25 protein-coding genes are annotated in these 21,589 nt (G+C 74.2%); 12 read left to right on the forward strand and 13 right to left on the reverse strand.

Translation table 11 applies throughout. The annotated features are described in order from the left end of the window. The first annotated feature begins 44 nt into the window (after positions 1–44). Positions 45–767, forward strand: coding sequence for a dienelactone hydrolase family protein (locus BLS43_RS07090; RefSeq protein ID WP_093078663.1), 723 nt, complete (start codon positions 45–47; stop codon positions 765–767). A gap of 12 nt (positions 768–779) precedes the next feature. On the opposite strand, the gene BLS43_RS07095 is transcribed toward BLS43_RS07090, so the two are convergent. Together BLS43_RS07095 and BLS43_RS07100 are read right to left on the reverse strand one after the other, a co-directional pair. Beyond that, positions 780–1,628 carry a DODA-type extradiol aromatic ring-opening family dioxygenase gene (locus BLS43_RS07095; RefSeq protein WP_093078667.1) on the reverse strand — a complete coding sequence of 283 codons (849 nt, stop codon included), beginning with the start codon at positions 1,626–1,628 and terminating at the stop codon, positions 780–782. Positions 1,629–1,683: 55 nt separating this feature from the next. Continuing rightward, on the reverse strand, positions 1,684–3,468 hold the full coding sequence (locus BLS43_RS07100) for an ABC transporter ATP-binding protein (RefSeq protein WP_093078670.1): 1,785 nt from the start codon (positions 3,466–3,468) through the stop codon (positions 1,684–1,686). A 79-nt stretch (positions 3,469–3,547) separates the two neighbouring features. Between BLS43_RS07100 and BLS43_RS07105 the strand changes: the two genes are divergently transcribed. Then, positions 3,548–3,958, forward strand: a complete 411-nt coding sequence (locus BLS43_RS07105) for a MarR family winged helix-turn-helix transcriptional regulator (protein ID WP_093079810.1) — start codon at positions 3,548–3,550, stop codon at positions 3,956–3,958. Next, positions 3,951–4,427 carry an SRPBCC family protein gene (locus tag BLS43_RS07110; protein ID WP_176921213.1) on the forward strand — a complete coding sequence of 159 codons (477 nt, stop codon included), beginning with the start codon at positions 3,951–3,953 and terminating at the stop codon, positions 4,425–4,427. Before BLS43_RS07105 ends, BLS43_RS07110 begins: the two co-directional genes overlap by 8 nt. Positions 4,428–4,492: 65 nt before the next feature. Here BLS43_RS07110 and BLS43_RS07115 read toward each other — a convergent pair whose 3' ends face one another. Further along, positions 4,493–5,722: a Glu/Leu/Phe/Val dehydrogenase dimerization domain-containing protein gene (locus BLS43_RS07115; protein ID WP_093079815.1), complete on the reverse strand. Its 1,230-nt coding sequence runs from the start codon at positions 5,720–5,722 to the stop codon at positions 4,493–4,495. Positions 5,723–5,917: 195 nt separating this feature from the next. Here BLS43_RS07115 and BLS43_RS07120 point away from each other — a divergent pair, with 195 nt between their 5' ends. Continuing rightward, positions 5,918–6,856: a LysR family transcriptional regulator gene (locus BLS43_RS07120; RefSeq protein ID WP_093078676.1), complete on the forward strand. Its 939-nt coding sequence runs from the start codon at positions 5,918–5,920 to the stop codon at positions 6,854–6,856. 47 nt (positions 6,857–6,903) lie between these two features. On the opposite strand, the gene BLS43_RS07125 is transcribed toward BLS43_RS07120, so the two are convergent. Then, positions 6,904–7,404 carry an Lrp/AsnC family transcriptional regulator gene (locus BLS43_RS07125; protein WP_093078678.1) on the reverse strand — a complete coding sequence of 167 codons (501 nt, stop codon included), beginning with the start codon at positions 7,402–7,404 and terminating at the stop codon, positions 6,904–6,906. A gap of 24 nt (positions 7,405–7,428) precedes the next feature. On the opposite strand from BLS43_RS07125, the gene BLS43_RS07130 reads away from it, so the two are divergent. Beyond that, positions 7,429–9,078: an alpha-keto acid decarboxylase family protein gene (locus BLS43_RS07130; RefSeq protein ID WP_143029964.1), complete on the forward strand. Its 1,650-nt coding sequence runs from the start codon at positions 7,429–7,431 to the stop codon at positions 9,076–9,078. Positions 9,079–9,143: 65 nt separating this feature from the next. Here BLS43_RS07130 and BLS43_RS07135 read toward each other — a convergent pair whose 3' ends face one another. After that, positions 9,144–9,599: a nuclear transport factor 2 family protein gene (locus tag BLS43_RS07135; protein WP_093078684.1), complete on the reverse strand. Its 456-nt coding sequence runs from the start codon at positions 9,597–9,599 to the stop codon at positions 9,144–9,146. A 101-nt stretch (positions 9,600–9,700) separates the two neighbouring features. Then, complete coding sequence (locus tag BLS43_RS29860; protein WP_176921214.1) at positions 9,701–10,000, reverse strand: hypothetical protein; 300 nt, start codon at positions 9,998–10,000, stop codon at positions 9,701–9,703. A 53-nt stretch (positions 10,001–10,053) separates the two neighbouring features. Between BLS43_RS29860 and BLS43_RS29865 the strand changes: the two genes are divergently transcribed. Beyond that, the gene (locus tag BLS43_RS29865; RefSeq protein ID WP_176921215.1) at positions 10,054–10,329 is read left to right on the forward strand and encodes a glycosyltransferase 87 family protein; all 276 of its coding nucleotides are present in this window, start codon (positions 10,054–10,056) and stop codon (positions 10,327–10,329) included. On the opposite strand, the gene BLS43_RS29870 is transcribed toward BLS43_RS29865, so the two are convergent. Further along, a complete protein-coding gene (locus BLS43_RS29870) occupies positions 10,280–10,642 on the reverse strand; it encodes a VC0807 family protein (protein ID WP_176921216.1) in 363 nt (120 codons plus the stop codon). The two genes, BLS43_RS29865 and BLS43_RS29870, sit on opposite strands and share 50 nt — an antisense overlap. On the opposite strand from BLS43_RS29870, the gene BLS43_RS29875 reads away from it, so the two are divergent. From BLS43_RS29875 to BLS43_RS07160, 3 genes are read left to right on the forward strand one after another with little or no spacing between them, the layout of a single operon-like run. Beyond that, on the forward strand, positions 10,578–11,252 hold the full coding sequence (locus BLS43_RS29875; protein WP_342741140.1) for a PaaX family transcriptional regulator C-terminal domain-containing protein: 675 nt from the start codon (positions 10,578–10,580) through the stop codon (positions 11,250–11,252). The two genes, BLS43_RS29870 and BLS43_RS29875, sit on opposite strands and share 65 nt — an antisense overlap. 4 nt (positions 11,253–11,256) lie before the next feature. Beyond that, positions 11,257–11,982 carry an SDR family oxidoreductase gene (locus BLS43_RS07155; RefSeq protein ID WP_093078692.1) on the forward strand — a complete coding sequence of 242 codons (726 nt, stop codon included), beginning with the start codon at positions 11,257–11,259 and terminating at the stop codon, positions 11,980–11,982. 34 nt (positions 11,983–12,016) lie between these two features. Further along, positions 12,017–12,163 (forward strand): DUF1059 domain-containing protein, encoded by a 147-nt coding sequence (locus BLS43_RS07160; protein ID WP_093078695.1) that lies wholly within the window; start codon positions 12,017–12,019, stop codon positions 12,161–12,163. Between the two features lie 5 nt (positions 12,164–12,168). Here the strand turns inward: BLS43_RS07160 and BLS43_RS07165 are convergent, their stop codons facing one another. Further along, a complete protein-coding gene (locus BLS43_RS07165) occupies positions 12,169–13,065 on the reverse strand; it encodes a crotonase/enoyl-CoA hydratase family protein (RefSeq protein WP_093078698.1) in 897 nt (298 codons plus the stop codon). 52 nt (positions 13,066–13,117) lie between these two features. On the opposite strand from BLS43_RS07165, the gene BLS43_RS07170 reads away from it, so the two are divergent. Beyond that, positions 13,118–13,726: a hypothetical protein gene (locus tag BLS43_RS07170; RefSeq protein WP_093078701.1), complete on the forward strand. Its 609-nt coding sequence runs from the start codon at positions 13,118–13,120 to the stop codon at positions 13,724–13,726. On the opposite strand, the gene phaZ is transcribed toward BLS43_RS07170, so the two are convergent. The 4 genes from phaZ to BLS43_RS07190 all read right to left on the reverse strand — a co-directional run bounded on the left by phaZ (position 13,674) and on the right by BLS43_RS07190 (position 18,848). Beyond that, entirely contained in the window at positions 13,674–14,456 is a 783-nt protein-coding gene (phaZ, locus tag BLS43_RS07175) for a poly(3-hydroxyalkanoate) depolymerase (protein ID WP_245707352.1), read from the reverse strand. The genes BLS43_RS07170 and phaZ overlap by 53 nt on opposite strands. Before the next feature lie 70 nt (positions 14,457–14,526). Then, complete coding sequence (locus BLS43_RS07180) at positions 14,527–16,500, reverse strand: ATP-dependent Clp protease ATP-binding subunit (RefSeq protein WP_093078704.1); 1,974 nt, start codon at positions 16,498–16,500, stop codon at positions 14,527–14,529. Positions 16,501–16,547: 47 nt separating this feature from the next. Then, complete coding sequence (locus tag BLS43_RS07185) at positions 16,548–17,735, reverse strand: cytochrome P450 family protein (RefSeq protein ID WP_093078706.1); 1,188 nt, start codon at positions 17,733–17,735, stop codon at positions 16,548–16,550. Positions 17,736–17,744: 9 nt separating this feature from the next. Next, positions 17,745–18,848, reverse strand: coding sequence for an NAD(P)/FAD-dependent oxidoreductase (locus BLS43_RS07190; RefSeq protein ID WP_176921218.1), 1,104 nt, complete (start codon positions 18,846–18,848; stop codon positions 17,745–17,747). Positions 18,849–19,011: 163 nt separating this feature from the next. On the opposite strand from BLS43_RS07190, the gene BLS43_RS07195 reads away from it, so the two are divergent. After that, positions 19,012–19,656 carry a 4'-phosphopantetheinyl transferase family protein gene (locus tag BLS43_RS07195; protein WP_093078712.1) on the forward strand — a complete coding sequence of 215 codons (645 nt, stop codon included), beginning with the start codon at positions 19,012–19,014 and terminating at the stop codon, positions 19,654–19,656. A 6-nt stretch (positions 19,657–19,662) separates the two neighbouring features. On the opposite strand, the gene nhaA is transcribed toward BLS43_RS07195, so the two are convergent. After that, positions 19,663–20,997, reverse strand: a complete 1,335-nt coding sequence (gene nhaA / locus BLS43_RS07200; RefSeq protein ID WP_245707353.1) for a Na+/H+ antiporter NhaA — start codon at positions 20,995–20,997, stop codon at positions 19,663–19,665. 34 nt (positions 20,998–21,031) lie between these two features. Here nhaA and BLS43_RS07205 point away from each other — a divergent pair, with 34 nt between their 5' ends. Next, positions 21,032–21,556, forward strand: a complete 525-nt coding sequence (locus tag BLS43_RS07205; protein WP_245707354.1) for a DsbA family protein — start codon at positions 21,032–21,034, stop codon at positions 21,554–21,556. The last annotated feature ends 33 nt before the right edge of the window (positions 21,557–21,589 follow it).

The raw sequence follows: 21,589 nt of genomic DNA on the forward strand, positions 1-21,589 counted from the left end.
GGCCGGCTCGCCCCGCGCGGTCGGATCGGGCACGATCAGCGGCCGTGACCACCGTGGACCTCACCGCCCGGGCCGCCGCGACCGGCGGCTCCCCCACCCTCGGCGGCTACCTCGCCATCCCCGACGGGGCCGGGCCGTGGCCCGGGCTCGTCCTGGTGCACGAGGCCTTCGGGCTCGACGACGAGATGCGCGCCCACGCGGACCGGTTGGCGGGCAGGGGGTTCCTCACCCTCGCCCCGGACCTGTTCAGCGCGGGTGGGGCGCGCCGCTGCCTCGTCGGCACGTTCCGGGCGCTGTTCTCCGGCCGGGGCCGGGCGTTCGCGGACATCGAGGCCGCGCGGGCCGAGCTGGTCTCCCGGGCGGACTGCACCGGGCGGGTCGGGGTGATCGGGTTCTGCATGGGCGGCGGGTTCGCCCTGCTGACCGCGGCGCGCGGGTTCGACGCGTCCTCGGTCAACTACGGCATGCTCCCCCGCGAGCTCGACGCCGCGGTGGCGGGCGCGTGCCCGATCGTCGGCAGCTACGGCGCCGCGGACCTCAGCCTGCGCGGGGCCGCCGGCACCCTGGAAGCCGCCCTGACCAGGGCGGACGTCCCGCACGACGTCGTCGAGTACCCCAAGGCGGGCCACTCGTTCCTCAACGCCTCGGACAACGCCCCGGCCCTGATGCGCCCGTTCCTGCGGGTCACGGGCACGGGCCCGGAGCCGGAGTCCGCTGCCCACGCCTGGGAGCGCATCGAGCGGTTCTTCCGGACCCACCTCGGCTGAGACACGGCCGAGTCACGCGGCGGTGAAGCTGCCCTTGGACAGGCCCATCCAGAAGCCGTCGATGGTGAAGTCCCGCTCCGCCTCGGGGTCGCTGCTCGCGCCGAGGGTCACGAAGAGCGGGGTGAAGTGCTCGACGGTCGGGTGCGCATAGGGCATGCCCGGCGCCTTGGCGCGGTAGGCGGCCAGCTCGTCGACGTCCCCGCGCTTGAGGGCCTCCCGGGCCCACGCGTCGAACTGCACCGACCAGCCCGGTGCGGCGGCCTGCCCGAGGATGTTCTCGCGGGTGAGGAACGGCAGGCCGTGCGTGGTGAAGCCGGAGCCGATCACCAGCACCCCCTCCTCCCGCAGGCCGCGCAGCTTCGCGCCCAGCTCCAGCAGCGACGCGGGGTCCCCGGTGGGCAGGCTGAGCTGGATCACCGGGATGACCGCCTCGGGGTACATCACCTTGAGCGGCACCCAGGCGCCGTGGTCCAGGCCGCGGCCGGTCTCGTGGATGTGCTCGCTGCTCAGCGTCTTCAGCACCCGGCCCGCGAGGTCGTGGGCCTCGGGGGTGTCGTAGCGCATCCGGTAGTACATCGGGTCGAAGCCGCCGAAGTCGTAGACCGGGGTCACGGCGGCGTCCGCGGAGGAGATCGCCAGCGGCGCCTCCTCCCAGTGCGCCGAGACGATCAGGACCGCCTTCGGCCGCGGCATCGAGCGCGCCCAGGTGAACAGCTGCTCCATCCAGTCCGGGGTCTCGAACAGCGGCGGGGCGCCGTGGCTCAGGAACAGGGCCGGGAGCGCGCCGTCGGCGGGGGTCCAGACGGCGTGCTCACCGGCCTGCGCGACCCGGGCCAGATGGGTGTCGAAGGGGTGGGTCATGCCGACATCTCCTCGCTTGAGCGTTCAACTGACCCGATCGTACAACGTTCAACCGTCACGCCGCCAGGGCCGCGTACCGACCGTCCCGCGCGACGAGATCGTCGTGCGTCCCGCGCTCGACGACCCGGCCGTGGTCGATGACCGCGATCTGGTCGGCGTCCCGGACCGTGGAGAGCCGGTGCGCGATGGTGATCACCGTACGACCCTCGGCCAGCTCGGCGAAGGCGCGCTGCACGGCCCGCTCGGTCTCGGTGTCCAGCGCGCTCGTCGCCTCGTCGAGGACCAGGACCTTCGGGTCCCGCAGCAGCGTCCGCGCGATGGCGAGCCGCTGCTTCTCCCCGCCGGAGAAGCGGTGCCCGCGCGAGCCGACGACGGTGTCGTAGCCCTCGGGCAGCCCGGCGATCAGGTCGTGGACCTGGGCCGCCCGGGCGGCGGCCTCGATCTCGGCGTCCGTGGCGGACGGCTTGGCGTAGCGCAGGTTCTCCCGGACGGTGGTGTGCAGCAGGTAGGTCTCCTGGCTCACCACCCCGACGATCCCGGCCAGGTCGGCCAGGCGCAGGTCGCGCACGTCGACGCCGTCGATCGTGAGCCTGCCCGCGTCGGGGTCCTGCAGGCGCGAGACCAGGGAGGCCAGCGTCGACTTGCCCGAGCCGGTCTCCCCGACCAGCGCCAGTGAGGTGCCCGCGGGGACGTCGAGTGTGACCCCGGCGACGGCCGCCGTGTCGCTGCCCGGGTAGGTGAAGGTGACGTCCTCGAAGCGGACGTGCCCCTTCGGTGCGGCCAGCACGACCGGCGACGCGGGGTCGTCGATCTCCACGGTCAGGTCCAGGTACTCGAAGATCCGGGCGAACAGGGCCAGCGAGCTGACCAGCGAGACGCCGACGTTGAGCAGCCCGGTGATCGGGCGGAACAGGGTGCCCTGCAGGGCGGTGAAGGCGACGAGCGTGCCGATCGTCATCGCGCCGGGGAAGAAGCCCGCGGACAGGTAGATGACGGCCGGGATGGCCGCGAAGATCACGGTCGTGGCGGCCATCCGCCAGCGGCCCGCGAGCTGGCTGCGCAGCTCCAGGTCGACCAGCCGCTCCGAGCTCTCGGTGAACCGCCGCACGACCGCGGGGCCCGCGCCGAGGGTCTTGGAGAGCTGGATCCCGGAGATCGACAGCCCCTCCTCGACGGTGACGTTGAGGTCGGCGAGCTCGCGCTGCTGCCGCGCGGTGATCGAGCGGCGCATGCGGGCCACCCGGCGCGACAGCCAGATCGACGGCGGCAGGACCACCAGCGAGATCAGGGTCAGCTGCCAGGACAGGGCGAGCATGGCGACGAGGGTCGCGACGACCGTCGTCAGGTTGGAGGCGATGGACGTGGCCGTGGAGGTGACCACGGACTGCATCCCGCCGATGTCGTTGGTGATGCGGGACTGCACCTCGCCGGTGCGGGTCCGGGTGAAGAAGCCGAGCGACTGGCGCTGCAGGTGCGCGAACACGCTGGTCCGCAGCCCGTGCATGACCTCCTGCCCGACGCGGGTGGAGATCCAGGTCTGGGCGACGCCGAGCGCGGCGGTCACGGCGGCCACACCGATCATGCCCGCGACCAGCCAGGCGAGCAGGCGCAGGTCCTGCCGGGGCAGGGCGACGTCGATCGTGGCGCGCAGGAGGAAGGGCGAGGCCATCGCGACCAGCGACGACGCCGCGATGATCGCGGTGACGACGGCGATGGGGCCGCGGTGCGGGGCGAAGAGCCCGCCGATGCGGCGGAGCGAGACCCGCTTGGCCTCCTCGCGCTCGGCGGCGGTGACGGTGGGACGGCCGGGGCGTCCGGAGCGTTCTCGTGGGGTGTCCAAGTGTGTGTCCTCTTTCGGTCAATTTACTGAGGTAACCTCATCATGAGGCTACAACATCGACCCCGCGTAGGATGTTCCCGTGGACGCCGACGCACTCGCCGACGCCTTCTGGGGGGTCGCGCGGCAGCTGCGCAGCCGCAACAAGGAGGCCCTGGCCCCCTGGGAGCTCACCCCGTCGCAGTTCCGCGGGGCGGCCGTCGTCGCGCGGCACGGGCCGATCCGGCTGTCCGCGCTGGCCGAGCACCTGCGGATCGCGCCGCGCAGCGCCACCGAGGTGGTCGACGACCTGGAGTCCCGCGGGCTCGTCGAGCGCAGCCCCGACCCGGGGGACCGGCGGGCCACGCTCGTCACCCTCACCGAGCGGGGGCGCACCCTGGTCGGGGAGATCCAGGCGGCCCGGCACGCGCGGTCCGCGGACGTGTTCGCGACACTGGACGCACACGACCGGGCGGAGCTCGGCAGGTTGTTGCGGAAGGTTGCCGGTGAATAGGTTCACGACCACGACGGAGTCCGAGGCGGTCGTCGCGGCCGAGCGCGCCGCGATCTGGGCCGTGCTCACGGACCCCGAGATGCTCCCCCGGCTCACCCCGCTGCTCACGAGCATCGAGACCGACGGCGACCTGTGGCGCTGGTCGATGGTGCGACTGAAGGTGCTCGGCGTGGGGATCGCGCCGACCTTCACCGAGCGGATGACCTTCACCGACGGCGCGCGGATCGACTACACCCACGAGCCCCCGGCGGGCGGGCACGAGTACACCGGCGCCGAGGGCTGGTACGTGCTGAAGGACGTCCCGGGCGGCACCCACCTGGCGATCAAGCTGACCCTGCACGTGGAGCTGCCGCTGAGCCGGCTGGCCGGCCCGGCGGTCACGGCGCTGATGAACGTGACCCTGCAGCGCACGGGCGACCGCTTCGTCCAGAACCTGCTGCGCCACCTGGACACCCACCAGGTGCGCTGACGCGCCCGTGCGCGGTGGGTGGTGCCAGAGCACCACTGACCGCGCACGAGCGGCGGAGCCGCGGGTCAGGGGATGACGAGCGTGTTCTCCTGGCCGTCGAGGTCGGAGACGGCCATCTGCAGGCCGGTCTCGCGGGGGCGGACCCCCTCGGCGTGCCAGCGGCCCAGGAGCACCTGCACGCGCTCGGCCATCTGCGTGCGCAGCAGGCGGAAGGAGTCCTCGGCGGTGGTGACGTCGTTGTGCTCCATGCCGACCCAGCCCAGCAGCAGCCACCACGCCCAGGCCGCCGCGCCGGCGTTGGCCACGAAGTCCGGGACCACCGGGATGCCGCGGGCGGCCAGCATGGCCTCCGCCTCCGGGGTGGTGGCCGCGTTGGCCGCCTCGACGACGACCTTCGCGGCCACGTCGAAGCTGTTGTCCGGGGTGATCGCGTAGGAGATCGCGGCGGGGACGAACACGTCCGCCTCGATCCCGACGACGGCGGCGCGCGGCAGCGCCACCACGCCGGCGGGCAGCCGGGTGCGGTCGATCTCGCCGTAGGCGTCCCGCAGGTCGAGCAGGGCGGGGACGTCCAGGCCCGCGGGGTCGTGCAGGGTGCCCGCGGCGTCCGCGACGGCGACGACCTTCATCCCGGCCTCGTGCAGGTACCAGGCGGCCGCCCCACCCATCGTGCCGACGCCCTGGATCGAGACCGTGGTCCGCTCGATCTCCCACCGATGAGAGCGGGCGGCGCCCAGGCAGGCGTGGGCCACGCCGTATCCGCCGATGACGTCGCCGAGCAGCCCGCCCGGGACCTGCGCGTTCAGCCCCTTCCGGACCCGCTCCAGCGTCCGCGCCGGGTCGGTCGAGCGGCGGATCGCGGAGTAGTAGGACTGGCCCATGCCGAGCGAGGCGAACACCTCGTCGACCAGGTGCTGCGGCACGCCGAGGTCCTCGGCGGTCACCCAGTGCGCCTCGATCCACGGCCGCATGGCGGCCATGAAGCGCTGCAGCACGCCGAAGGCCCGCGGGTCCTTCGGGTCGAAGTCGATGCCGCCCTTGGCCCCGCCGACCGGCAGGTCGAAGGCGGCGGTCTTGGCCGCCATGCCGCGGGCCAGGTCCTCGACCTCGCCCAGCGTGCAGCCCGGGCGCATCCGGGTGCCGCCGGTCGCGATGCCGGAGCGCAGCGTGTGCACGACGAGGTAGCCGCGGGCGTCGGTGACCCGGTCGGTCCAGGTCAGCCGCAACATCGGGTCCTGGGACACGGCGGGGGTCGACGCGGCGGTGGTCGGCACGGCGCCGAGCGGCTCCTGCATCGTGGTCACGGGCGGTCCTCCTGACGGATCAGATCGGGGGCATGGCGAGACAGGCCCTGGCCAGGGCCTGGTTCGGTGCGGGGACCGGCGGCGGGGTCGGCCGGTAGCACCACTGTGCGGCAGGCGGGCCGTGCGCGTCCATCAACGAAACGTTCACGGTCGCGTTCACCCCGACTGCACGCCTACGGTGGCCGGGTGGAGCTCTCCCTCACCCGCCTGCGGATGCTCCGTGAGCTGTACCGGCGCGGAACGGTCACCGCGGCCGCCGCCTCGCTGCACTACACCGCGTCCGCGGTCTCCCAGCAGCTCGCGCAGCTCGAGCGCGAGGTCGGCGGCCCGCTGTTCGAACGGCTCGGCCGCCGCGTGCGGTTCACCGAGCTCGGCCTGGTGCTCACCGAGCACGCCGAGGAGATCCTGGGGTCGGTGGAGCGCGCCGAGCTCGCCCTCGAGGAGGCGCGAGACGAACGGTCGGTGCGGCTGACCGCGGGTGTGTGGGCCTCGGTCACGGCGGGCCTGCTGCCCGCGGCGCTGGCCCGGCTCGCGCAGGACCATCCGGGGATCACGGTCAGCACCCGGGAGCTGGCGCCCGAGGAGACCGCGGGGGCGGTCCGCGACGGCGCCCTCGACTTCTCGTTCGTGATCGACTACTCCGGGCACCCGATGTCCTGGGACCCGTCGCTGACCAGGGAGGTCGTCGCCGTCGAGCGGCTGTACGCGGCGCTGCCCGAGGCGGAGCCGCACGGCCCGACGGTGGAGCTGGGCGAGCTGGCCGACCGGCCCTGGATCCTGGCCGGGCCGCGGTCGCACTTCGGCCGCGCCGCGCGCAACGCCTGCAGGCGGGCCGGGTTCGAGCCGCGCACCATCCACCAGGCCGAGGAGCAGTTCACGGCCCTGGCCCTGGTTGCGGGGGGACACGGCGTCACGCTGGTGTCCGACCTGGGGCTGGCGAACCGGCCCGCGGGCGTCGCGACCTACCCGCTCGCCGAGCCCGTCCTGCGCACCGTCTCGATCGCCTACCGCACCCACGCCGTCCGCAAGCTCGCGATGCAGCACGTGGTCGACGCCGTCCGGCGCACCGCCGAGGCGCACGGCCTGGGCGAACCCGTCGAGGCCGCCCGCCTCCCCCTCCCCTGAGCCGTGAGTGGTAATCGTCGCCCTGGCGACGATCGCCGCTCACGAGGTCAGAGCCTCCTGCGCAGCGCGGGCGCCATGCGGAACGGGATGGACTCGACCATGGAGATCGCCGTGCTGGAGCGCGCGACGCCGTGGCAGCGCAACAGCTCCAGGGTGATCCGGTGCAGGTCCGGGGTGTCCCGGGCGATCACCCGGACCAGCAGGTCGCCGTCGCCGGTGATCGCGTGAGCCTCGCAGACCTCGGGCACCTCGGCGATGTCGGCGAGGGTGCGCTCGGCGTCCGCCTGGTCGATGGCGAGGGTCAGGAAGGCGAGGACCGGATAGCCCGCCGCCGCGTGCCGGGCGCGCACGCTGACGGGCGCGAGCACACCGTCGGCCTCCATGCGGCGGATCCGGGCCTGGACGGTGTTGCGGGCGAGGGTCAGCCGCTCGGCCAGCGCGACGACGGTGGCCTGGGGGTCGTCGTCCAGCGCGAGGAGGATGCGGGCGTCCGTCCGGTCGAGCACGGTGAGCGGTTCCTTCGCAGTCGTCGGGTGGATGTTGAGCATTCTGCGTCGTCCAGAGTCGCTCACTTGAACACGACGCGCAACAAGCGTCTCCTGGACGGCATGGAGACCGTCGCGCAGTACCTCGCCCGGAAGCTGCACGCGCTCGGCGCCCGACACCTGTTCGGGGTCCCGGGCGACTTCAGCCTGTCCCTGCTCGACTCCGTCCTGGAGACCGGGCTGCTGGAGTGGGTCGGCTCGCCCAACGAGCTGAACGCGGGCTACGCGGCGGACGCCTACGCCCGCACCCGCGGCATCGGCGCCCTGGTCACGACCTTCGGCGTCGGCGAGCTGTCCGCGCTCAACGCCGTCGCGGGCGCCTACGCCGAGAACGTGCCGCTCGTGCAGATCACCGGCGCCCCGGCCACCACCCGGGACGGGATGCTCCTGCACCACACCCTGGGCGACGGCGACTTCACCCACTTCGCCCGCGCCTACGCCGAGGTGACGGCCGCCGGCGCGATCCTGACCCACGACGACCCCTGCGCCCGGATCGACGAGGTCCTGCAGACCGCGGTCGACGAACAACGCCCCGTCTACCTGGTCGTCCCGGCCGACGTCGCCCTCACCGAAGCGCAGTGTGGAGCCACAACCGTCGTGTCGGACGCCGAAAACGACAGTCGTGGCTCCACACTGCGGTTCTCGGCGGCCGTGCGTGCGCTGCTGGGGTCGGCGCAGAGTGCGGCCGTCATCGCGGGGCACCTGGTGGAGCGGACCCGCAGCCAGGGCGTGTTCGGCGCGCTGGTCTCCGCGCTCGACTCCCCCGTCGTCACGCTCAGCTCGGGGCGGGGCGCGATCGACTCCACGCACCCCCGGTTCGCGGGCGTCTACATCGGCGGGATCGGGGCGAAGCGGGCGCAGCTCGCCGTCGAGACCGCGGACGTCCTGATCGAGGTCGGCACGCTGATGGCGGACGCCGTGACCGGCATGTTCAGCCACCGCGACGACCCCGCCCACACGATCCATCTCGGCGTCCGGACCGCCCGGGTGGCGGGCCGCGAGTACGCGGTGCCGTTCGCGGACGCGCTGCGGATCCTCACCGAGCTGGCCACCCCGCTCCCCCGCGAGCTGCCCGACGTCCCCGCCGCGGGCCCCGTCGTCGGCGAGACCCTCGACCAGGACACCCTCTGGGCGACGCTCGAACGGCTGCTGCCCGCGGGATCGCGCCTGGTCACCGACATCGGGACCACGTTCTGGGGCGCCGCGGGGATCACCCTGCCCGCGGGGGTGGACGTCGTCGCCCAGCCCGTGTGGTCCTCCATCGGCTACGCGCTCCCCGCGACCCTGGGCTGCGCGCTGGCCGCCCCGGAGCGCCGCCCGGTCCTCGTGATCGGCGACGGTGCCGCGCAGATGACCGTCCAGGAGCTGGGGACGCTGGCGCGGCACGCGAACCCGGTGATCGTGGTCGTGGACAACTCCGGGTACACGATCGAGCGGGCGCTGCAGAGCCCGCAGGCGGTGTACAACGACGTCGCCGCCTGGGACTGGACCGCCCTCGCCCGGGCCTTCGCGCCGGGGATCGACCTGCGCACCGCGGCCCCGAGCACCCCCGACGAGCTGGCCACGGAGCTGTCCGCCGCCCTGGCCGACGACCGCATGGCCGTCCTGCACGTGCGGCTCGACGCCCTCGACGTCCCCGCGGGCCTGCGCGCCCTCGCCGACCGCCACCGCCGCTGATCACGCCCCGCTGATCAGATGTCGTGAGCGGCGATCGTCGCCCTGGCGACGATCGCCGCTCACGGTCAGGCGAGGGGGATGTCGACGCCGTGCTCGGACTCGGGGCGGGTGCCGAAGATCCGGCGGTCGGCCTCGGTGATCGCCAGGTCGTTGATGCTGGCCTCGCGGCGCACCATCAGGCCCTCGGCGTCGAACTCCCAGTTCTCGTTGCCGTAGCTGCGCCACCACTGGCCGCCCGCGTCGTGGGACTCGTACTGGAAGCGCACGGCGATCCGGTTGTCGGCGAAGGTCCACAGCGACTTGCGCAGGGCGTAGTCCAGCTCACGCTCCCACTTGTCGGCCAAGAACGCGACGATCTCCGCGCGGCCCGCGACGAACCGGTCGCGGTTGCGCCACACGGAGTCCTCGCTGTACGCCAGGGACACCCGCTCCGGGTCGCGCGAGTTCCACGCGTCCTCGGCGGCCTGGACCTTCTTCCGCGCCGACTCCAGGGTGAACGGCGGGAACGGCGGGCGGCTCACGCCTGCTCCATCTGGTCGCTACTCATGGTCCGAGAGCATCGAGCGGATCCATTGCCGATGTGTTGCCGCCGGAACGCCGCTGTGTGTCGGACCCGCGCCAATCAGGCATTCAGCAGGCGTTCCGCCTCCGCGCGCTCGCACTCGCGCACCGCGCCGGGCAGCGCGTCCCGCACCGACCAGCGGGAGGCCAGCGCGAGGTCGATGCGCCTGCGCACCTCGTCCTCGAGGTCGACGTCGCACGCGAACAGCACGCGCAGCCGCATCCGGTCCCCGCAGCGGCCCGCCTCGGTGTGCAGGACGGCGACGGGCCGGACCTCCAGGTCGATCGCGGCCCCGGGAGCGGTCTCGTCGCTGCCGGGAGCCAGGTCCAGCTCGGCGGTGTGGGCGAAGGCGCTGCGCATGCCCCCAGCATGCCAGATCGTGTGGTGCGCGTCACATCTGGTGCACCTCGGGGGTGCGCACCCTGACCGTCCTGCAGATCGTCCTGCTCGTCCTGGTGGTCCGCCGCTGCGGCGCCCCGGCCCCGCTCACCGCGCCCCTCACCGCACCCCTCACCGCGCTGCTCACCGCGCTGCTCACCGCGCTGCTCACCGCGGCCGCCCTGTGGCTCGACCCGGTCCGCACCACCCTGCACCTCGGCCAGATCAACATCGTGCTGCTCGCGCTGGTGCTCCTCGACCTCACCGGCCGCCGCCGGTCGCGGCGACGCTCGTCGTCACCGCCGCGGTGATCACGAAGCTGCCGAGCCCCGCGGTGGGGCCCATCGTGACCAGCCCGGCGATCACCACGAACGGCAGGACGTCGGCGAGCACCACCCCGACGGACACCGACAGCGCGTAGACCAGCGGGATCCGCACCAGCGCCTCGACCACGAACGCCAGGCCCCACACCACCGTCATCACCCGCTGGCCGTGGCGGAACACCGACAGGTCGTCCCAGAAGGAGTTCCAGCGCGCGATCCCCTCCGCGGAGCCGTCGGTGCCGAACTTCCGACCGAAGCAGAACATCAGCGGGCGCCGCAGGAGCAGCGAGCCGAGGAACACCGGGCGAGCACGGCCACCCGCCGGAGGCCACCAGCGCCCACAGGTCCGGCACCCCCTGCGCCGCCAGGACGAAGTAGGTGACCAGCGGGAGTGCCACGTCGACGACGAGGGACGGGACGAGCCCGAGAGCGCCCGCGCCTACCGGGACCTGCTGCGGCGCATCCTGGTCGTGTCCGGGTACGGGCCGCTGCGCGCCGGCCTGTGGATCAAGTCGCGCGACGAGTGGCCGGTCCTGCGCGACCAGCTCGGCCCGCCGCCGTCCGGCGCCCGGATCGCCCCCGTGCAGCTGCGGCTCGCCCAGGACGACGCGCGCGCGGCCGCCGCCGAGGCCTGGGACCTCGACACGGTCGCCGCCCGCCTGCGGGCGGCGGAGCAGCGGATCCGGTCCGTCCGTCCCGCCACCCGTCCCGACGGCGCGACCCTGCGGGCCTACCACGAGCTCGTCCGGCCGGTGTTCCAGACGTTGCTGGAGACCCCCGGCCTCCCCGCGCCCCTGCTCCCCGCGGACTGGCCGCGAGACGCCCTGCTCGCCACCCTGGGTGACGCGATCGGGCACTTCCAGCCCGCGGCAGGGGCCTATCTGCGGGAGCTGCTGGCCCGGTATGACTGACCGCATGCGCACCGCCGTCGTGACCGGAGCCGGATCGGGCCTGGGCCGGGTCGTCGCCCGCGCCCTCCTCGCGGACGGGTGGGCGGTGGCGCTCGCAGGCCGTCGCCCCGAGGCCCTGACCGAGACCGCGACCGGGGAGCACGTCCTCGCGGTCCCCACGGACGTGGGCGACGAGGCGGCCGTCGCCGCCCTCTTCGCCGCCGTCCGCGAGCGGTGGGGGCGGCTGGACCTGCTGGTCAACAACGCCGGCGGGTTCGGCCCGAGCGGCACGCCGGACGAGATCGACGTCTCCGCCTGGCGGGCCACCGTCGACACCAACCTGACCGGCGCGTTCCTCTGCGCGCGCGAGGCCTTCGCCCTCATGCGCACGCACGGCGGCGGGCGGATCATCAACAACGGCTCGGTCTCCGCGCACGCCCCGCGGCCGGGCAGCATCGCCTACACCGCGACCAAGCACGCGATCACGGGCCTGACGAAGTCGCTGTCGTTGGACGGCCGGGCCTTCGGCATCGCCTGCGGGCAGATCGACATCGGCAACGCCGCCACGGACATGACGGCGGGCATCGCGACGGGCGCCCGGCAGGCGGACGGGTCGGTGCGCCCGGAACCCACCTTCGACGCCGCCCACGTCGCCGACGCCGTCCGGTACATGGCGGACCTGCCGCTCGACGCGAACGTCCAGTTCCTGACGATCACCGCGACCGCCATGCCCTTCATCGGCCGGGGGTAGCGTGATGCGCATCCGACCACCTCAGGAGGCACCGATGAAGACGCGCCTGAACTGCCCGTGCGGCGAACAGATCCAGGGCACCGACGAGGACGACCTCGTCACGAAGACCCAGGCCCACCTGAAGGAGAACCACCCCGGCCACGAGTACAGCCGCGACGAGATCCTGTTCATCGCGTACTGAGCTCGCTAGAACACCTCGGGCAGCTCACTGGCCCGGCCGCGGAACTGCGGCGGCCGCTTGTCCAGGAAGGCCGCCACGCCCTCCTTGCCGTCCGCGACGGAGGTGTGGAACATCGCCAGCGAGTCCACCCGGTGGGCCTCCACCGGGTGGGGCGCGGCGCTGTTGCGCCACATCATCTGCCGCATCAGCGCGGTGGCGACCGGGGAGTGGTGGTCGACGAACCGGCGGGCGAGCCCGTAGGCGGTGTCCAGCAGCGCGTCCGCGGGGACGACGGAGCGGAGCAGGCCGCCGTCGAGCGCCTCCCGGGCGGAGAGGATGTCGGCGGTGTAGACCCACTCCAGGGCCCGGCTGATCCCGACGATCCGCGGCAGGAACCAGCTCGACGCCGCCTCCGGCACGATCCCCAGCCGCCCGAACACGAACCCGATCCGGGCGTTCTCACTCGCGATGCGGATGTCCATGGGCAGCGTCATCGTGGCGCCGATGCCCACGGCGGCGCCGTTGATCGCGCCGATCACGGGCTTGGTGCAGGCGTACACGGCCAGCGAGACCCGCCCGCCGGTGTCCCGCACCCCGGCGACGATCTCCGGGTCCTCGAAGCGGTCACGCAGGTCGGCGGGGGTGGGGTGGAGGGACTCGTCGAGGCCGAACACGTTGCTCCCCCGATGGTCGACTCCGCGAGCTCCGTCTCCGCCCGCGGACAGGTCCATCCCCGCGCAGAACGCCCGCCCGGCCCCGGTGACGACGATCGCCGCCACGTCGTCGTCCGCGCTCGCCCGCTCGTAGGCCGCGATGAGCTCCTCGGCCATCGTGACGGTGAAGGAGTTCAGCGCCGCCGGGCGGTTCAGCGTGAGCGTCAGGATCCCGTCCTCGACGGCGTAGTCGAGCGTCTCGTAGGCCATACTGCGGGATCATGCCCGCACCACAGCGCGCCGAGGGCGCGACCCCGCACACATGAGCCGGCCGTATCGCCCCGGCTGGCGCGGCTGGTCGGGCGGCGTCGCGCTCCTCGTCGGGGGCTACGCCGGCTACCGCGGCCTCGCCGGCCTCGGCACCGTCACGACGACGACGATCGTCGCCCTCGTCGGGATCGTCGTCGGCGCGGTGCTGGTCATGGCCGTGCTCGCCGACCCCGGCCCGATGCGCACCCCCGCACTGCACGCGGGCGTGGCCCTGGCCGCCTACTTCGTGACCCTCGCGCTCTGGCCCGCCGGGGGCTCGTCCGGCTTCCACCTGGCGGGGGCGATCGTCGCCGCCGTGCTGGCGGTCGGGTTGTTCGTGCGGCACCGCGAGGGCGTGCGCGGCGCCGAGGCCGTGGTGATGCTGCTGGTGGCGACCGGGCTGACGCTCGGCGCCGCGGTCGCGCTGCGCGCCCTCGCCGTCGGCGACACCGCGACCGGGGCCGGGCTCGTGGCCGCGGGGTGCCTCGGGACGCTCGGCTACCTGGTCGCCTCGGCGGTGGTGGTGGAACCGCTCCCCGAGGACGCCCCCGCGATCCCCGCGCAGCGGGTCACGGACGGAGGAAGCGCTCGATCGTCGGAGCCAGCTCCGCCGGCTCGGTGAGCAGCGCGAGGTGCCCGCCGCGGTAGACGTGCAGCGTCGACCGCGGGATGCCCCGGTGCAGGATCCGGGCGTTGACCAGCGGGATGATCGGGTCGTCGTCGCCCGCGACCACGAGGGTGGGCGCGCCGATCATCCAGAGCGCGGGCAGCGTGGTCCAGCCCGCGCCCGCCAGCAGCTGGTAGAGGTAGCCCCGCTGGGACGGCCCGCCGTGCAGCAGCCGCGCGGCGCGCTCGGGGTGGGTCCGCATGGAGCCGCCGTAGATCTCCCCCGCGACCCGGGCCGCGTAGGCCGGATCGGAGTAGCGGCGGGGGGTGAGCATCTTCGACAGGACGTTCGGCCTGCCGGGAACCATGAGCGAGCCGGTGCCGGTGGCGACCAGGACGAGCCTGCGGACGAGCGCGCGCTCGGACAGCGCGACCTGCTGCGCGAGCCCACCGCCCCAGGAGTAGCCCAGCACGTCGACCTGCCGGTGGCCCAGCTCCCGGACGAGCGCGCCGACGGTGCGGGCGAGCGCGGGCATCCGGTACGGCGCCGACGGCTGCGGCGACCCGCCGACGCCCGGGACGTCGAACCGGACGACCTCCAGGTCCGCGGGCAGCGCCTCGACGAACGGGTCCAGCATCTCCAGGCTCGCACCGATGCCGTTGAGCAGCAGCAACGGCGGCCGCGTCCCGGTCCCGGGCCGCACGTCCACCCGCAGCGTCCGCCCACCGACGGTCAGGGTCTCCACGACGCCGATCCTGGCGCACGCGGCCGCGGACGTCCCCCGGAGATGACGCTCCCCACGCGGAGCGGGCCGGTCACTCCACCCGCAGCGTCAGGTCCGCGGCGAGCACCACGCGCCCCCGCACCTCCTCGGCCAGCAGCAGCTTCGCCAGCTTCCGCTCCACCTCCCGCGCCACCACCCGCCGCAGCGGCCGCGCGCCGTACTCCGCCGAGTACCCCAGCTCGGCGAGCCGGTCGAGGGCGGCCGGCTCGACCTCCAACACCACGCCCTGCGCCGCCACCCGCGCCACGAGCTCGCCGACCGTCAGCGCGGCGATCTCCCGGATCTCGGCGGGGGACAACGGGTCGAAGGTCACGACGTCGTCGATCCGGTTGAGGAACTCCGGCCGCAGGGCGAGCGCCTGCAGCCCGACGTTCCCGGTCATCACCACCAGGGTGTGCCGGAAGTCCACGGTGCGGCCGCGGGCGTCGGTGAGGCGGCCCGCGTCGAGCACCTGGAGCAGGACGGCGAGGACCTCCGGATGGGCCTTCTCGATCTCGTCGAGCAGCACGACGGAGTACGGGTTGCGCCGCACCGGCTCGGTGAGCTGCCCCGCGTCCTCGTGCCCGACGTAGCCCGGCGGGGCCCCGACCAGCCGCGACACCGACGCACGGTCGGCGTACTCGGTCATGTCCAGCCGGACGAGGTGCTCGTCGGAGCCGAACAGCACGGCGGCGAGCGCACGGGCCAGCTCGGTCTTGCCGACCCCCGTCGGGCCGAGGAACAGGAACGACCCCGCGGGCCGGTCCGGCCCGGCGAGCCCGGCCCGCGAGCTGCGCACCGCGTCCGCGACCGCCTCGACGGCCCGGTGCTGCCCCACGACCCGCCTGCCCAGCACCGCCTCCAGCTCCAGCAACCGGGCCCGCTCCGAGGTGGTCAGCTCGGCCACGGGGATGCCGGTCCGGTCCGCGACGACCTCGGCGATCTCCCGCGCGCCGATCTCGCCGCCGCCCCCGCCCCCGTCCGGCTCGAGCACCAACCGCTCCAGCTCGCGGTCCAGCATCGCGACCCGCTCGGCGTCCCCCGCGTCGGCGGCGACCTCCCGGGCACGCACGAGCTCGTCCACCCGCGAGGTCGACGACGGCCCGCCGCGCAGACCCACCCGGGCCGCGGCCCGGTCGACGAGGTCCAGGGCCTTGTCCGGCAGGAACCGGTCCCGCAGGTAGCGGACCGAGAGCGTGACGGCGGCCGCCAGCGCCGCGTCGGTGATCCGGACCCGGTGGTGCTCCTCGTAGCGGGCGCGCAGGCCGCGCAGGATCCCGAGGGTGGCCTCGGGCGTGGGCTCCCCGATCCGGACGGCCTCGAACCGGCGGTCCAGCGCGGCGTCCCGCTCGAGGTGGCGGCGGTGGTCCTCGGGCGTGGTGGCGCCGACCAGCTGCAGCTCACCGCGGGCCAGGGCGGGCTTGAGGATCGCGGCGGCGTCCATCGTCTGGTCCTGCGCCGAGCCCGCCCCGACGATCAGGTGGATCTCGTCGACGAACACCACCAGCGAGCGCCCGGCCGCCGTGATCTCGTCGACGACGGTGGTCAGCCGCTCCTCGAACTGGCCGCGGTACTGCGTGCCCGCGACCATGCCCGCGAGGTCCAGCGCCACGACCCGGACGTCCCGGAGCGCGACCGGCACCTCCCCCGCGACGATCCGCCGGGCGAGCCCCTCGACGATCGCGGTCTTGCCCACGCCCGGCTCGCCGACCAGCACCGGGTTGTTCTTGGTGCGCCGCGCGAGGACCTCCACGACCTGGTCGATCTCGGCGTCCCGCCCGACGACCGGGTCGAGGCGGCCCGCCCGCGCCGCGGCCGTCAGGTCGTGGCCGAAGCGGTCCAGCGTGCGGGTGCGCGCCGAGGGGGCACGGCCGGAGGGGTCGCGCGGCTGCGGACGGACGGCATCCTCGTCGAGGCCCAGCCCGTCGGCGAGCCCGCGCAGCAGCCCACCCAGCGGCCCCAGCGGGCCGAACGCGTCGAACCCGCCGAACGGGTCGCCACGATCCTGGTCACGGTCCTGCGGCACGGGGCCTCCCGGGGTCTCCCCTCCGTTGTACCCCTCGGTTGTACCCCTCAGACGGTCACCGGAAGCGTGCTGACGCCGTGGACCAGCACGCTGCGCCGGTACGCCAGCTCCGCCGGGTCGACGGCGAGGGCCAGGTCGGGCTTGCGCGCGAACAGGGTCTGCAGCCCCACCTGCCCCTCGATCCGGGCGAGCGGCGCGCCGAGGCAGTGGTGCAGCCCGTACCCGAAGGCGACGTGCCCGCGGTCGGCCCGGGTGACGTCCAGGCCGCTCCCGAACCGCTCCGGGTCCCGGTTGGCGGCGCTGAGCCCGAGCATCACGACGGCGCCGGCCGGGATGGTGGTCCCCGCGATCTCGACGTCCTCGGCCGCGAAGCGGACCGGGGTGTTGGTGACCGGCGGGTCCCAGCGCAGCAGCTCCTCGACCGCCCCGGGCCACAGCTCCGGCCGCGCCGCGAGCAGCGCCCGCTGCTCGGGGTGGGTGAGCAGGGCGATGACGCCGTTGCCGATCAGGCTCGTGGTCGTCTCGTGGCCCGCGATGAGCAGCAGCATGCCCATGGCGACGAGCTCCTCCTGGGAGAGCCGGTCGCCGTCGTCGACCTCCTGGGTCAGGGCGGAGAGCAGGGCGTCGTCCGGCTCGGCGCGCTTACGCTCGACGAGCTCGTTCAGGTAGCCGCTCAGCTTCTGCATCGCGGCCATCGAGTCCTCCTGAGACGACTCGTCGATCAGGGTCGAGGACCAGGCCCCGAAGTCCTCGCGGTCGCCGGCCGGGACGCCGAGCAGCTCGCAGATCACCTGCACCGGGAGCACGAAGGCGTACTCCCGCATCAGGTCGACGGTGCCGGACAGCCCGGCGACGAGGTCCGCCGCGATCTGCTCGACCCGCGGGCGCAGCTCCTCCATCCGGCGCACCGTGAACGAGCGGCTGACCAGCTTGCGCAGCCGGGTGTGGTCCGGCGGGTCCATCAGCAGCATCATCGGGGTCGGTGCGGCCGGGAACGCGGCCCGCTGGTCCTCGGGCAGGGTGTAGCGCCAGTCCTTGCTCAGCCGCGCGTCGACGAAGGCCGCGCGCACGTCGGCGTACCGGGTGACCAGCCACATCGGGCCGTCCGGCAGGTCGAGCCTGCGGACGGGCTCGTCGGCCTGGAGCTCGGCCAGCGCGGGGAACGGATCGGCCCAGAACGGACCGTCGAACAGCGGGCGTCCGGAGGCGGTGGTGGGGGCCGTGGTGGGAGCCATGGGACCAGCCTAAGTCAGCAAGCGCTTACAGGAGACCCGGGCAGGGGTCACGTCGATGTCCGCCGGGACCGGGCCGCCGGTCACGACCGCGGCGCCGAGGGCGGCCAGCGCCGGTGCGGACTCGATCCCGGAGCCCCCGTGGCCCGCGAAGAAGTGGAACCCGGGGTGCTCCGGCCTGCTCCCGACGACGGGGTCGCGGTCCGGCGCGAACGTCCGCAGCCCCGCCCAGGCCGTCCGGACCGAGCGCAGGCCCAGGCGCAGGGCCTCCTCGACGCGCTCCAGGGCGAGCGCGACGTCCAGCTCGTCGGGCCGCGGGTCGCCGGGCTCGACGGGCGTCTCGTCGCTCGGGGACAGCAGCAGCGCGTCGCCCTCGGGCTTGGCGTAGAAGCGCTCGGCGGCGTCGATGAGCATCGGCATGCCCGCCGGGACGGCGCAGGGCGAGATCGCGATGGTGCGGCGGTAGGGCTGCAACCCGGCCCCGGGGACGCCGGCGAGCGCGGCGAGCCGGTCGGTCCAGGCCCCGGCCGCGGCGACGACGTCCGGCGCGGTCCAGGCGTCCTGCGCGGTCTCGACGCGCCAGCCCCCGCCGGTCCGCGCGATCCCCCGCACGCGCGCGCCCTGCACCACCCGGCCGCCGCGGCGCCGCAGGCCGCGGACGTACGCGCCGTGCAGGCCGATCGCGTCGGCGTCCGCCGCCTCGACCGCCGCGCCCGCGCGCGAGCCGCGCAGGCCGGGGCAGGCGGCGTCGGTCTCGGCGCCGGTCAGCGGGCGGGGGCCGTCCGGCTCGGCGGACCACTCCCGCTGCAGCGCAGCGAGCTCGCGCTCGCCGTCCGCGTCCAGGGCGGTGAACACCACGGTCAGCGGGCGCAGGAAGGGCGGCGCGTCCAGCTCCTGGGCCAGCGCCGGGAACCGGGCCGCGCTCGCCCTGATCAACGCGCGGAAGGTCGCGGTGCCGTGGCCGGGGATGTAGGTCGCGGCCGAGCGGCCGGTCGAGTGCATCGCCAGCGAGGGCTCGGCCTCCAGCAGGAGCACCGCCCGGTCCGCGGCGAGCTCGTAGGCCACGGAGGCGCCCGCGATGCCGCCGCCGATCACGATCACGTCGGGGTTCTGCACTCCGCCCACGGTAATTCGGTGGTGGCCCCGCGGGGTGTCCGTACCGTCCCGTCGCAGCGGCTGAGTCGCGGGTTCCCCGCATTGTGGAGCCACGACTGTCGTTGTCGGGATCCGATGCAGCAGTGGTGGCTCCACAATGCCCAGTGCCCCGTAGGCTTCTCTCGTGGTCGATGTGTGGTGGGGCTCGCCTGTGCTGCACGTGCCTCGGCTGGTCGCGCTGCTCGACGCCCATGAGCGCGCGCGGCTCGAGCGCTTCCGCAGGCCCGCGGACGCGGCGCGCTACCTCGGGGCGCACGCGCTGGCCCGGATCGTCCTCGCCGAGCGGCTGGGGGCCGATCCCGCCGCGCTCGAGATCGACCGGACCTGCCGGTGCGGGAAGCCGCACGGCAAACCGACGGTGCCGGGCGTCGAGTTCTCGATGACGCACTCGGGCGACCGGGTGGGCGTCGCGCTGAGCGAGGTCGGGCCGATCGGGCTGGACGTCGAGGAGCTGCGAGACCTCGCGGACGTCGACGCCCTCGCCGGGCACGCCCTGTCCCCCGCCGAACCCCGCCCGCCGTCCGCCGCCGCGTTCCTGCAGGTGTGGACGCGCAAGGAGGCCCTGCTCAAGGCCACCGGGGACGGCCTGTCGAGCCCGATGAACACGATCACGCTGGCGGGCCCGCGGGTGGTGAGCTGGGCGGACGGCCCGCAGGCCTGGCTGGTGGACCTGGAGGCGGGCCCGGCCCACCCGGCCGCCGTCGCCGGTCTGGGGGCCGAGGCGCCGCCCGTCCGGCAGCACGACGGAGACGCCCTCCTCCAGCCCTGAGCCGCGTCAGTCGACCGGGCGCCAGGGGCGTGGGGGCAGGGTCGGCAGGCCGGTCGGCGAGCACTGGCCGCCCCGCTCCCCCGCGAGGCGGAAGACCAGCCAGCCCACGATCGCGGCGAGGATCGAGCCGGTCAGGATGCCGATCTTCGCCTCGCTGACCAGCAGCTCGTCGTCGAGGGCGAGCTCGGTCACGAACAGCGCGACGGTGAACCCGATCCCGGACAGCGCCGCGCCGCCGAAGAGCTGCCCCCAGCGCAGGGTGTCCGGGACCCGGCCGATCCCGGTCCGCAGCGCGACCCAGGTGCCGAGCGCCACGCCGATCGGCTTGCCGAGCACCAGACCCGCGACGATCCCCCAGGTCAGCGGCGAGGTGAACGCGGCCTGGAGGGTCTCCCCGGAGAGCACGACGCCGGCGTTGGCCAGCACGAACAGCGGCACGATCACGTAGCTCGACCACGGCTGGATGCGCAGCTGCAGCCGCTCGTTCGGCGACACCGCCTCGACGACGGCGGCCTGCGCGGCCAGCGCCCGCTGCGGCGTCGGGTCGAGCAGAAAGGTCTTGCCCACGTTCAGCGCGCGCTTCATGTCCTGGCGGCGCGGGGTGTAGGCGTTGACCACCAGGCCCAGCGCCACGCCGACGACGCTCGGGTGCACGCCGGACGCGAGCACCGCCACCCACATGACGATGCCGATCGCGGCGTAGAAGGGCGTCCGCCAGAAGTTCACGTACCGCAGCCCGAGCAGCGCCAGGAACAGCACGACGGCGAGCAGCAGGGCCAGGACGTCGACGTCCTCGGTGTAGAAGATCGCGATGGCGATCACGGCGCCGATGTCGTCGACGATCGCCAGCGCGAGCAGGAACACCCGCAGCTGGTCCGGGCAGCGCGGGCCGACCAGCGCCAGCACGCCGAGCAGCACCGCCGTGTCCGTGGAGATCGCGATCCCCCAGGCGTTCGCCGCCTCGCCGCCCGCGTTGAACGCCAGGAAGACCAGCGCGGGCACCACCAGCCCGCCGACCGCCGCGGCCGCGGGCGCGGCGATGGCGCGGAAGCCGCGCAGCTCGCCGAGGGTCATCTCGCGGGAGATCTCCAGCCCGACGCTGAAGAAGAACAGCACCATCAGGCCGTCGTTGACCCAGTGCCGCAGGTCCATGTCGATCGCGGCGCCGCCGAAGTCGATCGTGAGCGGGGTGTGCCAGAAGGTCTCGTAGCCGAGCGGCAGGTTCGCCCACAGCAGGGCGACGACGGCCGCCCCGATCAGCAGGAACGCCGAACCGGACTCGGTGCGCAGGAACTGCCGCGCAGCCCGGGAGAGCTCGCCGCGCTCGGATAGGGTCGTCACCGCCACCGGATCATCCTGCCGTAAGGGACTCATCGTGCTCGACCCGCCACTCGGCCCGTACGACCACGTCCAGGGTCACACGGACGCGCCCCTCACGCTCCTGAAGTACGGGGACTTCGAGTGCCCGTACTGCCGGGACGCCGCGCCCGTGATCGAGGAGGTGCGCGCGGAGCTCGGCGACCGGCTGCGTTTCGCGTTCCGGCACTTCCCGCTCGCCGAGCTGCACCCGCACGCCCTGGCCGCGGCCACGGCGTCGGAGATGGCCGCGCTGGAGGGCCGGTTCTGGCCGATGCACGCGAGCCTCTACGCGCCCGGCCCGCCGCGGCTCACCCAGGCGGACCTGCGCGAGCACGCGGTCCGGGCCGGGGTGGACCCGGACTCGGTCGTGTGGCCGCGCACCCGCGCCGTCGAGGACCGGGTGGAGGCGGACTTCAACTCCGGGGTCCGCAGCGGCGTCCGGGGCACGCCGACGCTGTTCGTCAACGGCGAGGTGTACCGGGGCCCGGTCACGGTCGACCTCCTCCTCGACGCGCTCACCTCGACCACCGCGGCCCAGTGATCCCGGCGGTTCTGTCGGGGGTCGTGGGCACAA

It is taken from the genome of Pseudonocardia oroxyli (assembly GCF_900102195.1).
GTDB classification, from domain to species: Bacteria; Actinomycetota; Actinomycetes; order Mycobacteriales; family Pseudonocardiaceae; genus Pseudonocardia; species Pseudonocardia oroxyli.